Origin of the sequence: Symbiopectobacterium sp. (assembly GCF_047692315.1) — a bacterium.
GTDB lineage: Bacteria > Pseudomonadota > Gammaproteobacteria > Enterobacterales > Enterobacteriaceae > Symbiopectobacterium.
The window spans coordinates 18,811-33,386 of sequence record NZ_JBLLJS010000001.1 but is presented as its reverse complement, the minus strand read 5'-3'; the positions used below and the strand labels follow the sequence as shown (position 1 = coordinate 33,386).

Below are 14,576 nucleotides of genomic sequence, written 5' to 3'. Positions count from 1 at the left end.
AATTACATCATCACCACATCAAACTGTTCCTGGCTGTACAGCGGCTCAATCTGTACCTTCACCTGCTTGCCGACAAAGATTTCCACTTCCGCCAAGGCGTGGGATTCTTCGCTTTTCAACACCTCAGCCACGGCCGGCGATGCATACACCAGGAAGCGGTCAGTGTCATAAGCATGATGCACGCGCACAATTTCGCGCATGATTTCGTAGCAGACGGTCTCGACGCTTTTCACCGTGCCGCGACCATGGCAAGTCGGACACTCATGACACAGCACATGCTCAATGCTCTCACGGGTGCGCTTGCGCGTCATCTCCACTAATCCTAGTTGAGAGAAGCCGTTAATACTGGTTTTAACGCGATCTTTGGAAAGCGCCTGCTCCAGAGAGTGCAGCACTCGGCGACGGTGGTCTTCATTACTCATATCGATGAAATCAATAATGATAATACCCCCCAGATTGCGCAGTCGCAGTTGGCGCGCGATCGCCTGTGTTGCTTCGATGTTGGTGTTAAAGATGGTTTCATCCAGGTTGCGGTGGCCGACAAAGGCACCGGTATTGATGTCTATCGTCGTCATCGCTTCCGTTTGATCGATGATCAGATAGCCGCCAGATTTCAACTCCACCTTTCTGTCCAACGAACGCTGAATCTCATTCTCCACATCGTAAAGATCGAAAATCGGCTGACGTCCTGCGTAATGCTCCAGCTTATTGGTGGTTTCAGGAATATAGTCGGTAGTGAACTCCAGCAGTGCGTCATAGGTCAGGCGGGAGTCGATACGGATGCGATCCAATGCCGCACCGGCAAAATCACGCAGGATACGCTGCGCCAGCGCCACTTCACCGTACAGCTTGCATTTGGTCTGGTTACGTTTTTTACGCTCGCTGACTTTGGTCCACAAGCGTTTGAGGAACACGGCGTCAGAAGAAAGCTCATCTTCCCCGATACCTTCCGCCGCAGTGCGGATAATAAACCCGCCCTGCTCGTCGCAGTATTCGCTGACGATTTTCTTCAGGCGTTCGCGTTCCACTTCACTTTCAATACGCTGTGAAACGCCAACGTGAGCGGCGCCGGGCATGAAAACCAGATAGCGCGACGGCAGCGTGATATCGGTGGTGAGTCGGGCACCTTTGGTACCGAGCAGGTCTTTTACCACCTGCACCATCAAATCCTGCCCCTGGCGCACCAGCTCAGCGATATCGCGCACGTGGAAATTTTTCTGCTCTTCCCCCGCCACGCATTCGGTGTGGGGCATAATGTCTGACGCATGCAAGAACGCGGCCTTATCCAGGCCGATATCCACAAAGGCAGCCTGCATGCCCGGCAGCACCCGGCTGACACGGCCTTTATAGATATTGCCCACAATCCCGCGTTTCGCTTCACGTTCAATGTGGATCTCTTGCAGGATCCCGCCATCAATATAGGCAACGCGCGTTTCCGACGGCGTCACGTTGACCAGTAACTCAGCTGTCATTTTCTGCCCCTGCCGTTCGTAACTATATAATCTTATTAAACAATTCATGGGTTTCCACCAGCAACAACCCGACAACCGCGTGGTAACTTCCGGCGATCGCTTTCACAAAACAGCCGCCTTTTCCCTGAATACCGTAGGCACCCGCTTTATCCATTGGCTCACCGCTGGCGATATAGCGGGTAATGTCCTGCTGCGTCAGCGCGCGGAACGTCACGTCGGTCACCACCAGCGTGCTGCGCGTCGTGCGGCGATCGGCCAGTGTGACTGCGGCCATCACCTGATGTTGCCGCCCCGAGAGCGCTGCTAACATGCGTGCAGCATGAGCCTCATCACGCGGTTTTTCCAATACCTGACCGTCCAGCACCACGATAGTATCTGCGCCTAATACCGGCAGATCTTGCGGTGCAGCGACAACCCCAGCCTGCGCTTTATCCTTCGACAGGCGACGCACATAGGCGTCTGCCATTTCATGTGCTTCCCGCTGCTCGATAACGTCCACCGGCAGCAGTTGAAAAGGGATTTCCAACAGAGTCAGCAGCTCACGGCGGCGCGGTGAGGCAGAGGCCAGATAGAGCGCAGTCATATTTCCTCTTAATGTAATCTCTCTACATATTCTACTGTGGACGCTCCGGTTATGGACTACGCCCTTATTGATTATTGTACTGTGAACTGACGGCGAATTTTGCGCATTAGCAGGAATAACCAAGGCCACAACACTCCATCAACCACACAGTTCCACAAATTTTCCGGCCGGAACGACACGTTGTTCACCAGGAATTCCGCCCAGAAGACGATTAAATCCATCACCAGTGAGAGCACCATGACAATCAGGGCTTGTTGCCATAACGCCATATTGCGAAACAGTTGAAACTTGAAGGCGACAAGGTAGGCGACAATGCTCAGCGCCAGCGCACGCACGCCGAGCGTGGAACCTAAAATAAGATCCATCACCATTCCCAGCACAAAGCCAGTGCCGACGTTAACCCGATGCGGCAACGCCATCACCCAATAAATCAGAAACAGCGAGAGCCATGAGGGCCGGAAATGATAGAACTGTTCCGGCCAGGGCATGATTTGCAGCACCATGGCAATCAGAAACGATAACCAGGTGATCCAGTTGCCGTGACGGCGATAGCGGTTCATTGGCGTCCTCCCTGTACTGGCGCAGCAGCAGGCGACGTATTCGTTGAGATGGCTGACCTTGAGATTGGCTTGCTCTTGGCGCATTCCCTTGGAAAACATTCCTTTGAGACGAATTACGCACAGGCGTATTTTTCGGCGACACATTGCCTTGTGGCGGCGTAGCCGGTGCCGTAACAGCTGGAGGCGCGGGAGGTCCCATTTCGTCCGGCGAAGGCAGCACCTGCGGCATCATCTGCATCAAACGTTCGTTGGCAACACGGTGCACCTCTTGCGGCGACAACCCTTTGCCCGAAACGTCATCCACGCCCCACAGCAGCAGTAAATAGCGTAAACGTTGCAGACCTGCGGTAGGATGCGCTTTGATGACGGTGTAGGCGCGTTGCGTATCTATCTTCACTTCAGAGACGACGCCGACCGGATAGCCTTCAGGGAACCGGCCGCCCAATCCAGACGTCACCAGCACATCGCCCACGCGAATATCAGTGTTGTTTGGCAAGTGCTCCAGTTGCAGATCATCAGTACAGCCATTACCGGCGGCAATCACGCGAATATCGTTACGTAGTACCTGAATCGGCAGCGCGTGGGAAACATCGCAGATCAGCAGCACGCGGCTGGTCAACTGGCCAACTGCGACAACCTGCCCAACAACGCCCTTGTCGCTGATAACCGGCTGTCCTTCGTAGACACCGTGTTCCTCCCCTTTATCGATCACGACCTGATCGCTATAGGGGTCAGTGCCTGCTGAAATCACCGGTGTCACCATCTTCTGCTCGTCCTGACGCAATGGCGAACCCAGCAGTTCACGCAGGCGGGCATTTTCCTGTTTTAACTGGCCGAGCAGCAGCAGATCGCTGTTACGCAGTTGCAGTTCCTGACGTAACGCACGGTTTTCCAACGCTAACTGATTTTTTGTCACCAGCGATTCCAATACGTTATCCAATACTTCACGCGGCCCGTTGGCAAGAAAATAGAACGGGCTGACTGCCGTATCCATATAGGTACGGATCTTGAGAAACGTCCCCAAGCGGCTGTCGGCGATAATGATCGCCATAGCCGTGAAGACGGCAAGAAAAAGTCGCAATTGCAGGGAAGGCCCCCTGCTAAAAATTGGCTTCATAAAGGTTGCGTATTCCTCAACGCGAATAAAGAACGCCCGACACGCTCGAAACTGAAGATACCATTCATGTTATTCACCGCCGTCATGCCCGCAGAAACGCAGGGGCAGAGGGGCGTCGGGCGCAGGGAATTACGCTAATGGCGATACCCGTGAAAACGGCTCGCCACAGAATAAAAAAAGAGGGGCTACCCTACGGGATGAAAAACAACGCTGTTTCCCCATACGGTTCCCCTTCCTTATTATTCGGCAATATTACTCTTCGCTGAACAGATCACCGCCGTGCATGTCGATCATTTCCAGCGCTTTACCACCGCCGCGTGCAACGCAGGTCAATGGATCTTCAGCAACTACAACCGGAATTCCGGTCTCTTCCATCAGCAGGCGATCCAGGTTACGCAACAGTGCACCACCACCGGTCAACACCATGCCGCGTTCAGAAATGTCGGAAGCCAGTTCTGGCGGGCACTGTTCCAGTGCAACCATCACCGCGCTCACGATGCCGGTCAACGGTTCCTGCAAGGCTTCCAGAATTTCGTTCGAGTTAAGGGTAAAGCCGCGCGGCACGCCCTCAGCCAGGTTACGGCCACGAACTTCGATTTCGCGCACTTCATCGCCCGGATAAGCAGAACCAATTTCGTGCTTGATACGTTCCGCCGTCGCTTCACCGATTAGCGAGCCGTAGTTACGGCGTACATAATTGATGATGGCTTCATCGAATCGGTCACCACCAATGCGCACAGAAGAGGAGTAGACCACGCCGTTCAGGGAGATAACCGCCACTTCCGTGGTACCGCCACCGATATCCACGACCATGGAGCCTGTCGCTTCAGAGACGGGCAGTCCGGCACCGATCGCCGCCGCCATTGGCTCTTCAATCAGGAAAACTTCGCGCGCCCCGGCCCCTTGTGCAGATTCACGAATAGCACGGCGTTCAACCTGCGTGGCACCGACCGGTACACACACCAGCACGCGCGGGCTCGGACGCATAAAGCTGTTGCTGTGCACTTGTTTGATAAAGTGCTGCAACATTTTTTCGGTCACGAAAAAGTCGGCGATAACACCGTCTTTCATCGGACGGATCGCTGCGATATTACCTGGGGTACGACCAAGCATCTGTTTTGCTTCATGACCTACAGCGGCGACGCTTTTCGGCGAACCGGCACGATCCTGACGGATGGCGACCACAGACGGCTCATTCAGTACAATGCCCTGCCCTTTAACATAAATCAGGGTATTGGCGGTACCCAGGTCGATGGACAAGTCGTTGGAAAACATGCCACGAAATTTTTTAAACATAACGAAAGGATAATCCTGCAAGCTGGGGGCGAAAAGAAATCCGCCTACTTTACCAACCACACGGTGCAGCGACAAGGCACGACAGCGCTCTGCATCGGTAAAAAATTCCCCTGTGTTATACGCATCGTATTCCCCTGAAAAACGGTCAGGGCGATATTTCTTTGTGCGGTAAAGCGAGTTACCACTTTTTCACGCAGCTGGATGGCACCTACACAGGACACAAAATCTAACATTTTATCGGCCAGTCCTCGCAATAAGCGCACACTAACCGATTTATAAGCCACGCATTCTACGTCAATTTACCTGCGACATTCACCCTAAACACGACGCCGGGGTGAATATTTTTTCAACGCGTCGCTGACAGGAATCGACGCCGCAAAAAAATCGCCCTGACCACCATAGACACCGCGGCTCGATAGCGTGTTCCACTCTTCCTGGGTTCTGACGCCAGCGGCAAACACTTTGGCAGAGGTTCCCTTGCAAGCTTCTATCAGACTCTGAACAAAAAGCTGATTTTCCGTCCTGCGTTCAAAACGGCGTACCAGACCCGGATGCAACTTGATGATTTCTACCTGTAGCACCTTGATGTAGGATGTAGGTAGTGCTGACTACCGTCAGACCGGCTTGCGTTACCGCCAGCCGACACCCCAATCCCACCAGCGTATTCAGAATCGGACGCAGGCGCTCGATATACTGACACACATCTGACTCAGCAAGTTCAAACAATATGTGTTGACGCTGCTGTCTCGGGCATTGCAACAGCACTTCTTGCAGCCAGCGCAAGAAAGGACGCTGCAACAACGAATCCATATTCACCGGCATCGCCAATGTTTCTTCCGGCCAGGAGGCAGACAGCGCAATAATTTGTGTCACCAGCAGTCGGTCATAATTGGGAGTCAGCCCCAATTGCCGCACCAGCGGCATATATTCTGCGGCCAGCAGCACCTGCTCGCCATCCGTAATACGCGGCATGATTTCCCGATGATGCACCACACCGTCTTGCGTCACCGCCGGTTTTTGGTACAGATGCGGGCCACCTTTTGCCAGCGTTTGTTCCAGCAGTGTGCGCCATTTTACGCTGCCGCGCCCCTTATCCGGCACTTGCCTGTCAAACACGCACCAGCCGTTCCCCCCCTGCAATACCGCATTGCGCGTAGCGTCCTCTACGCTCTCCATCACCTGCTCAGAACTCTGGCCGCTGGCATAGGCACAAATGCCGATATGCAGGACATCTTCACTATCGATAAGCGGAGTGATGGGCAGAATATCCAACGCTTTCACTAACTGCGCGGCGATAATGTCCGCTTCTTTCAGTGCGATGCGGCAGCAGTACGGCGAAATCGCTGTTGAAATAGCGTGCCAGCAGCGAGGAGGGGTAACGCATGACAAACGTCGACAGCATGTTGACCAACGTATTGCGGTAATCGCGCAGCTCGTTGGCATAACCGTGCGTTTCCTGCAAGGTATCGAAATCCGGCAGGCGAATCATCATCACCACGCCGTGGGTGCCGACGTTTTCCGCATCTTCCAACTGTGTGGTGAGTTGGTTATCAAAAAACAGGCGGTTGCTTAATCCGGTTTCTGCATCCTGAGCGGCAAACGCGCGAATCAGCGAGGTCCGCCAGCAAGCGATCGAACGCGCCGCTAGCACTATCGGGCCATTCGTGCACCGAGCCACGTGCCACCGATTCTCGCTCTCCTCGCAGAATGCGGTTTGCGCGCGTTTCCAACTGTTCGTGCCCTGCCACCTTACGGCGAAAGCGCCGCAGCGCTAACACCAGCAGCGCGGGCATGCACGCCATCGCCACCACCATGGCGATGGTGGAGAAAATCCAGCGCGGCGAACCGAGAAAGGGGTCAAGGTACGTGAGATTGACGCGAAAATCTGCATTTTGCATCAGCGGCAGTTGCACCACATGGTGCACATAATCGCCCTCTGCACTTATCATGTCGGGCAATCTCAGTGAATATTGCAGGTTTTGATCGAGGTCACGGATCTCTAGCAGCACCACACCCGCCGCTTTCATCATTGCCGGCAGCCAAAACCGTAACCGCTCAGGAGATTGCACCAACAGCGCCTGATCGATGCTGGTCGCGATGGCGTGAAGCTGGTTGTCCACCTTTTGTAGATTATCATCAACAATGGTGATTAACTATATGATAAATAGCAGAGATATGACGAGTGCCAACGCCATCGTCATCAATGAAGAAAATTTCGTCATTCGCCCATCCCTGCATCCTCTTGCTGCACGAGGTCACATCTCCCGTGCCGTATTCACCGCATGCGTTAATAGTACCTGTTACAAATATAGACACTAAAGGATTTTCCAAGACTTTTCCTCCCCAGTCGCAACGACATGGCGATCGTTGAGGGGCCAGAATTGACAGCTGGCGCTCATCCCATCCCTTTTGGGCCTGTGCAACACTCTGCAATGAACTCTTTTTTGCTCAGGCCGTCTTATCTTCCATACTTAAAGCACCCAGCAGCCGTAACCTGTGGAGCATCACCATTTCTGACTCTCGCCGTCAACGCCAACCGCGTGCCGCCGACGTTACCCCTGAGGGGATTTTTCACCAGCGCCGCACCGTGATGAAAGCACTGGGCATCGCCGCTGCCACTCTCAGCCTGCCACTGAGCGCACTGGCTGATGTGCTGGGCTGGACACGGGCGGCAAAAAAAAGCCGACTGCGCCGCCGCCAATGCCACCCACGTATACACCGGAACCCACTGCTCCGTCGTCACTCACACTGACGCCTGAGGATAAAGTCACGGGCTACAATACCTTCTACGAATTCGGGCTGGATAAAGCTGACCCGGCCGCCAATGCTGGTGGGCTGCGCACTGAAGGCTGGAAGATACAAATAGAAGGGGAAATCGCTAAACCGGTCACGCTGGATATCGACGACATCATCAAGCGCTTTCCGCTGGAAGAGCGTATCTATCGCTTTCGCTGGTCGAGGCTTGGTCGATGGTGATTCCCTGGGTAGGGTTCCCGTTGGCGAAACTGATTCAGTTCGTAGAGCCTACCAGCGCCGCACGCTATGTTGCGTTCCAAACCCTGTACGACCCCGAACAGATACCGGGACAGAAAGATCGCTTTCTCGGAGGCGGGCTTGAGTATCCTTATGTAGAAGGACTCACCATGGAAGAGGCGCTGCACCCCCTGGCCCTGCTGGCACTCGGGGTGTATGGCAAAACGCTGCCGCCGCAGAACGGAGCCCCCATCCGGCTGGTGACGCCGTGGAAATACGGGTTCAAGAACATCAAATCCATCGTGAAAATCCGCTTTACACGCGAACGTCCGCCATCGACCTGGAATCTGGCCGCACCGGATGAATATGGTTTTTACGCCAATGTGAACCCGCGTGTTGACCACCCGCGCTGGTCGCAGGCCAGTGAACGGGTGATTGGCGCAGGTGGACTCCTGAACGTTCAGAGCCAACCGACGCTGCTGTTTAACGGCTATGCCGATCAGGTTGCACACCTGTATCGTGGCCTGAACTTGCGGGATAACTTCTGAATGCGTCTGACACTCCGCCATATGTTTTGGCTGAAAATTGTTTTGGTCACCGCAGGATTACCGCTGCTGTGGCTGTTCTATGCCATTGTTCAAGGGTCGTTCAGCGCCGATCCGGCCAAGGATATTCAGCATTTTACCGGGAGAATGGCGCTAAAATTGCTGCTGGCGACGCTATTGGTCACACCGCTGGCACGCTACGGTAAACAGCCGCTGCTAATCCGTTGCCGACGCTTGCTCGGCCTGTGGTGTTTTGCCTGGGCAACGCTGCACCTTACCAGCTATGCCCTGCTGGAACTGGGGCTCGCCAACCTCACCTTGTTGGGCCAGGAACTGGTTAACCGCCCTTACCTGACACTGGGTGCGCTCTGCTGGCTGTTGCTGTTGGCCCTTGCGGTAACCTCGTTTCAGGCAGCACAACGCGCGCTTGACAAAAACTGGCAGCGCTTGCACAACCTTATCTATGCGATCGCAGTTCTCGCGCCCATTCATTATTTATGGTCGGTAAAAATCTTATCGCCGCAGCCCGTACTCTATGCACTGTGTGCACTGTTCTTGTTAGCGCTGCGTTACAAAAAGTTCCGCCAATGGCGGGGGTAGCGCCGAGATCTCGACACTCACGCAATGCCGCGTGCGGCGGGGGCGTCAAAGCTATTTGCGGAGATAAGACCAGTATTTAGCTGCGAATTGCCACGATATGGTTATAATGCCCGACCTTATCGCCCGGTGAACAATTTACGTTGCCAAAAGGTGACAAACGATGTACTTCGCGCTATGTTGTGCGACACGTTTTTCTACAAACTGGGTGTATCGCGGGAGATAGCGGCACAATGGCAGAGAGATTTCACATTTTGCTCTTGAACGGTCCCAACCTGAATCTGCTGGGAACCCGTGAGCCAGAGAAGTACGACAGCACTACGCTTGCAGAGATCGTCAGCGGTCTGGAACATCAGGCGCAGTCGCTCAATATATGCTTATCCCATGTCCAATCCAATGCTGAGTATGTGCTGATCGATACCATCCATCAGGCACGCGGCAACACGGATTTTATTTTAATTAACCCGGCGGCATTTACCCACACCAGCGTTGCATTACGTGATGCGCTTCTGGCCGTGGAAATCCCGTTTATTGAGATCCATCTGAGCAACGTGCACGCACGCGAGCCGTTCCGTCATCACTCTTACCTGTCCGATGTAGCGGTGGGCGTGATTTGCGGCCTGGGCGCAGAGGGATATGGCTATGCGTTACAGACGGCGGTAAAACGCCTGTCCACGTCAAATTAAACAAACCCATTTCAACAAATGAGTACGGAACCACATCCATGGATATTCGTAAAATCAAGAAACTGATCGAACTGGTTGAAGAATCCGGCATCGCCGAACTGGAAATTTCAGAAGGTGAAGAATCAGTACGTATCAGTCGTGCCCCGGCCGCGCCGAGCTATCCGATGATGCAGCAAGCCTATGCGCCGATGATGCAGCAACCGGCACCTGCACCTGAAGCGGCCGCAGCAGCGCCTGCTGCCGTGATCGGACACATCGTGCGTTCTCCCATGGTCGGTACCTTCTACCGTACCCCGAGCCCGGATGCCAAAGCGTTCGTTGAAGTCGGACAACAGGTCAACGTCGGCGATACCTTGTGCATCGTTGAAGCCATGAAAATGATGAACCAAATCGAAGCCGACAAAGCAGGCGTGGTGAAAGCCATCCTGGTTGAAAACGGCCAACCGGTTGAGTTTGATGAGCCTTTGGTTGTCATTGAATAATCGGTTGTCATCGAATAACGAGGCTTACCATGCTAGATAAAATCGTTATCGCGAACCGCGGAGAGATTGCGCTGCGCATTTTGCGCGCCTGTAAGGAACTGGGCATCAAAACCGTTGCCGTTCACTCCAGCGCGGACCGCGATCTGAAACATGTGTTGCTGGCCGATGAGACCGTGTGTATCGGCCCGGCTCCGTCGACCAAAAGCTATCTGAATATCCCGGCGATTATTTCCGCGGCGGAAATCACCGGTGCCGTGGCGATCCACCCCGGCTACGGCTTTTTGTCCGAGAATGCGGACTTTGCCGAGCAGGTTGAACGTTCTGGCTTTATCTTCATCGGCCCGCGCGCAGACACCATTCGCCTGATGGGTGACAAAGTCTCTGCCATTTCCGCCATGAAGAAAGCTGGCGTGCCGTGCGTGCCGGGCTCTGATGGCCCTCTGGGTGACGACATGGACAAGAACCGCGCCTTTGGCAAACGCATCGGCTACCCGGTGATTATTAAAGCCTCTGGCGGCGGCGGTGGTCGCGGCATGCGCGTGGTGCGCAGCGGGAAAGATCTGGAACAATCCATCATCATGACCCGTGCGGAAGCGAAAGCCGCTTTCAATAACGACATGGTGTATATGGAAAAATACCTGGAAAATCCGCGCCACGTGGAAATTCAGGTATTGGCCGATGGTCAGGGTAACGCTATCTATCTGGCGGAACGCGACTGCTCCATGCAGCGCCGCCACCAGAAAGTGGTGGAAGAAGCGCCAGCATCGGGCATCACGGCCGATTTGCGTCGCTACATAGGCGATCGCTGCGCCAAAGCCTGTGTGGATATCGGCTATCGCGGTGCCGGTACCTTCGAATTCCTGTTTGAAAACGGTGAATTCTGCTTTATCGAGATGAACACCCGTATTCAGGTTGAGCATCCGGTCACGGAGATGATCACCGGCGTCGATCTGATCAAAGAGCAGTTGCGCATCGCTGCGGGTCAGCCGCTGTCCATCAAACAGGAAGAAGTCAACGTGCGCGGTCACGCGGTAGAATGCCGTATCAACGCCGAAGATCCTAACACCTTCCTGCCGAGTCCGGGCAAGATCACCCGTTTCCACGCACCGGGCGGTTTTGGCGTACGCTGGGAATCGCACATTTACGCGGGCTACACCGTGCCGCCGTACTACGATTCCATGATCGGCAAGTTGATCACTTACGGTGAAAGCCGCGACATCGCGATTTCCCGGATGAAAAACGCCTTGGCGGAACTGATCATTGATGGTATTAAAACCAACATTGAGTTGCAGTTGAAGATTATGAACGACGAGAATTTCCAACACGGTGGAACCAATATCCACTATCTGGAGAAGAAGCTCGGTCTGCAATAATCACCGCAACGTAATGCACGAAGGCCAGCCATGCTGGCCTTTTTGCTTGTTGGTACCGCTTTATAGGGAAAAACCATGGACAAACGCTTCCCCCAAGCGCACAAAGAGGCGCGCTGGGCACTGTTCCTGACGCTATTTTACCTCGTGGGTTGGGTCGTCACGGCCTACGTGCCTGACAATACCCCAGGGCCGACCGGGCTGCCACGCTGGTTTGAGTTCTCCTGCCTGCTGTTGCCGCTGGTGTTTATCGTGCTGTGCTGGCTGATGACACATCTGGTTTTTCGCGATATCCCACTGGGAGACGATGATGCACAATGATGTGATTCTGCCGCTGGTCGTCTACCTGATGCTGGTGTTCGGGCTGTCGATTTACGCTTACCTGCGCCGCCGCGAAGGCAATTTCCTTAACGAGTATTTCCTCGGTAGCCGTTCGATGGGTGGATTCGTGCTCGCCATGACGCTGATTGGCGCCTATGTCAGTGCTAGTTCATTTATCGGCGGGCCGGGTGCCGCCTATAAATACGGCCTGGGCTGGGTGCTGCTGGCAATCATTCAGGTGCCGACCATGCTGCTTTCTCTCGGCATTCTGGGGAAAAAATTCGCCATTTTAGCCCGGCGCTACAATGCGATTACCCTCAATGACATGCTGTATGCCCGCTATGGCAGCCGTCTGTTAGTGTGGTTTGCCAGCCTGAGCCTGTTGGTGGCCTTTATCGGGGCGATGGCCGTGCAGTTTATCGGCGGCGCTCGCTTACTGGAAACCGCCGCTAACGTGTCCTACGACGTCGGTTTGCTGATTTTCGGCGTGACGATTGCGCTCTATACCACCTTCGGCGGTTTTCGCGCCAGTGTACTCAATGATGCAATACAAGGCATTGTGATGCTGATCGGCACCATCTTGCTCTTAGTGGCGATAATCTCCGCCGCCGGTGGGCTGGGCAGCGCGGTAGAAACGCTGCGTCAGATCGATCCGGCGCTGGTCGACCCGCACGGCAGCGGTCAGACACTCACTTTCCCGTTTATGGCCTCATTCTGGGTGCTGGTGTGCTTTGGTGTCATCGGTCTGCCTAACACCGCCGTGCGCTGCATCTCCTACAAAGACAGCAAGGCGCTGCATCGCGGTATTATTATCGGCACCATCGTGATTACCGTGCTGATGCTGGGCATGCATCTGGCCGGCGTGCTGGGGCGTGCTATCATGCCCAACCTGACCATTCCCGATCAGGTTCTGCCTGAACTGATGGTGAAGGTGCTACCGCCTCTGGCTGCGGGTATCTTTCTTGCCGCGCCAATGTCCGCCATTATGGCCAACATCAATGCGCATTTGCTGCAAGCGTCTGCAACCATCATTAAAGATCTCTACCTGAGCGTGAAACCCCATCAGGTGCAGAATGAACGGCATATCAAATGGCTCTCCAGTGCCACTACGCTGCTGCTGGGCGTGCTAACGCTGCTGGCTTCCTGGCGACCACCTGAAATGATTATCTGGCTCAATCTGCTGGCGTTTGGCGGCCTGGAAGCGGTGTTCCTGTGGCCGCTGGTACTGGGGCTTTATTGGGAACGCGCCAATGCAACCGGTGCGCTCAGCGCCATGATGGTCGGCGCCTTATGCTATACCCTTCTTGCCACCTTTAAGCTGAATCTGGCGGGCTTTCACCCGATTGTCCCTGCCCTTTCATTCAGCCTGCTGGCATTTCTTATTGGTAACCGTTTTGGCAGCAACCCTGCGCCAAACGCTGCCGCAACATCTTCACATTAACGGGAACAGAGGCTGCTATGCCGTGGATTCAACTCAAAATCAATACGACGGGTGCGCAGGCTGAACAACTGGGCGATGCGCTTATCGAGAGCGGTGCAGTGTCCGTCACCTTTCAGGACACCCACGACACACCGGTATTTGAACCGCTGCCGGGCGAAACCCGCTTATGGGGCGATACCGACGTGATTGGGCTGTACGACGCCGAAACCGAGATGCCGGACGTCATTGCCCAACTGGAACAAGAACCGCTGCTTGGAGCCGGTTTTCACCATAAAATCGAGCAGTTGGAAGACAAAGACTGGGAACGGGAATGGATGGACAATTTCCACCCGATGCAGTTTGGCAAACGGTTGTGGATTTGCCCGAGCTGGCGTGAAATTCCGGATCCGAATGCCGTCAATGTGATGCTGGACCCGGGTCTGGCATTTGGCACCGGCACGCATCCCACCACATCGCTGTGTCTGCAATGGCTCGACGGTCTGGATTTGGCGGGCAAAACGGTTATCGATTTCGGCTGTGGCTCCGGCATTCTGGCGATCGCGGCGCTGAAACTGGGTGCGGCACAGGCGATTGGCATCGATATCGATCCTCAAGCCATTCAGGCCAGCCGTGATAATGCGCAGCGTAACGGCGTATCAGAGCGTCTGGCGCTTTATCTGCCGAAAGACCAACCCAGTGACCTCTCAGCCGATGTGGTGGTCGCCAACATCCTTGCAGGCCCACTGCGCGAGCTGGCACCGCTGATTAGCACACTGCCCAAAGCAGGAGGGCATTTGGGACTTTCGGGCATTCTGGCCTCACAGGCGGAGAACGTGGCGGCGGCTTACACCGATCTGTTCGAACTCGACCCTGTCGTGGAGAAAGAAGAGTGGTGCCGAATTACCGGCATTAAGCGCTGACCGTCATGGCGAGCGCCATCAGCCGTTTCACGCTGGCAGGTGGCGCAGACTCAGTCACTGACGCAAGGCCACTGCGCGATAAACCGTCGGTTTCTGCACACCAATACGCCATTGAACACAGCACGGGCGCGCAGAAAAGTTTTATATCGGTATGGTTGGACCAATGAGTGATTTATCTTATAACTTACTGTAATAAAAATATAATTTATAAATTTCATAGTGCAAAGACACATT

General features: G+C 54.6%; 12 protein-coding genes and 3 pseudogenes. 9 read left to right on the top strand and 6 right to left on the bottom strand.

All coding sequences use genetic code 11. From position 1 onward, the window contains the following. Window positions 1-2: 2 nt before the first annotated feature. The 6 genes and pseudogenes from rng to csrD form a co-directional block, all read right to left on the bottom strand. Entirely contained in the window at window positions 3-1,472 is a 1,470-nt protein-coding gene (gene rng / locus ACMZI0_RS00210; protein WP_415671510.1) for a ribonuclease G, read from the bottom strand. Window positions 1,473-1,494: 22 nt separating this feature from the next. Continuing rightward, entirely contained in the window at window positions 1,495-2,055 is a 561-nt protein-coding gene (locus tag ACMZI0_RS00205) for a Maf family protein (protein ID WP_415671509.1), read from the bottom strand. A 71-nt stretch (window positions 2,056-2,126) separates the two neighbouring features. Continuing rightward, on the bottom strand, window positions 2,127-2,615 hold the full coding sequence (mreD, locus tag ACMZI0_RS00200; protein ID WP_415671508.1) for a rod shape-determining protein MreD: 489 nt from the start codon (window positions 2,613-2,615) through the stop codon (window positions 2,127-2,129). 180 nt (window positions 2,616-2,795) lie between these two features. Continuing rightward, a pseudogene (gene mreC / locus ACMZI0_RS00195) lies at window positions 2,796-3,732 on the bottom strand (rod shape-determining protein MreC); the annotation flags it as partial. Window positions 3,733-3,984: 252 nt separating this feature from the next. Next, window positions 3,985-5,028 carry a rod shape-determining protein MreB gene (gene mreB, locus ACMZI0_RS00190; RefSeq protein ID WP_004385136.1) on the bottom strand — a complete coding sequence of 348 codons (1,044 nt, stop codon included), beginning with the start codon at window positions 5,026-5,028 and terminating at the stop codon, window positions 3,985-3,987. Window positions 5,029-5,345: 317 nt separating this feature from the next. Then, window positions 5,346-7,178, bottom strand: a pseudogene (gene csrD / locus ACMZI0_RS00185) (RNase E specificity factor CsrD). 359 nt (window positions 7,179-7,537) lie between these two features. On the opposite strand from csrD, the pseudogene msrP reads away from it, so the two are divergent. The 9 genes and pseudogenes from msrP to ACMZI0_RS00140 all read left to right on the top strand — a co-directional run bounded on the left by msrP (window position 7,538) and on the right by ACMZI0_RS00140 (window position 14,509). Further along, window positions 7,538-8,549, top strand: a pseudogene (gene msrP / locus ACMZI0_RS00180) (protein-methionine-sulfoxide reductase catalytic subunit MsrP). Further along, window positions 8,550-9,146, top strand: a complete 597-nt coding sequence (gene msrQ, locus ACMZI0_RS00175; protein ID WP_415671507.1) for a protein-methionine-sulfoxide reductase heme-binding subunit MsrQ — start codon at window positions 8,550-8,552, stop codon at window positions 9,144-9,146. A gap of 230 nt (window positions 9,147-9,376) precedes the next feature. Continuing rightward, window positions 9,377-9,829: a type II 3-dehydroquinate dehydratase gene (gene aroQ / locus ACMZI0_RS00170; RefSeq protein ID WP_415671506.1), complete on the top strand. Its 453-nt coding sequence runs from the start codon at window positions 9,377-9,379 to the stop codon at window positions 9,827-9,829. A gap of 38 nt (window positions 9,830-9,867) precedes the next feature. Further along, the gene (accB, locus tag ACMZI0_RS00165) at window positions 9,868-10,311 is read left to right on the top strand and encodes an acetyl-CoA carboxylase biotin carboxyl carrier protein (protein WP_415671505.1); all 444 of its coding nucleotides are present in this window, start codon (window positions 9,868-9,870) and stop codon (window positions 10,309-10,311) included. 29 nt (window positions 10,312-10,340) lie between these two features. After that, window positions 10,341-11,684 (top strand): acetyl-CoA carboxylase biotin carboxylase subunit, encoded by a 1,344-nt coding sequence (gene accC / locus ACMZI0_RS00160; RefSeq protein ID WP_415671504.1) that lies wholly within the window; start codon window positions 10,341-10,343, stop codon window positions 11,682-11,684. 75 nt (window positions 11,685-11,759) lie between these two features. Beyond that, a complete protein-coding gene (locus ACMZI0_RS00155) occupies window positions 11,760-12,002 on the top strand; it encodes a YhdT family protein (RefSeq protein WP_415671503.1) in 243 nt (80 codons plus the stop codon). Next, complete coding sequence (gene panF, locus ACMZI0_RS00150; protein WP_415671547.1) at window positions 11,992-13,443, top strand: sodium/pantothenate symporter; 1,452 nt, start codon at window positions 11,992-11,994, stop codon at window positions 13,441-13,443. Before ACMZI0_RS00155 ends, panF begins: the two co-directional genes overlap by 11 nt. Before the next feature lie 17 nt (window positions 13,444-13,460). Then, window positions 13,461-14,342: a 50S ribosomal protein L11 methyltransferase gene (gene prmA / locus ACMZI0_RS00145; protein WP_415671502.1), complete on the top strand. Its 882-nt coding sequence runs from the start codon at window positions 13,461-13,463 to the stop codon at window positions 14,340-14,342. Window positions 14,343-14,347: 5 nt separating this feature from the next. Further along, window positions 14,348-14,509, top strand: coding sequence for a hypothetical protein (locus ACMZI0_RS00140; protein WP_415671501.1), 162 nt, complete (start codon window positions 14,348-14,350; stop codon window positions 14,507-14,509). Window positions 14,510-14,576: the final 67 nt, after the last annotated feature.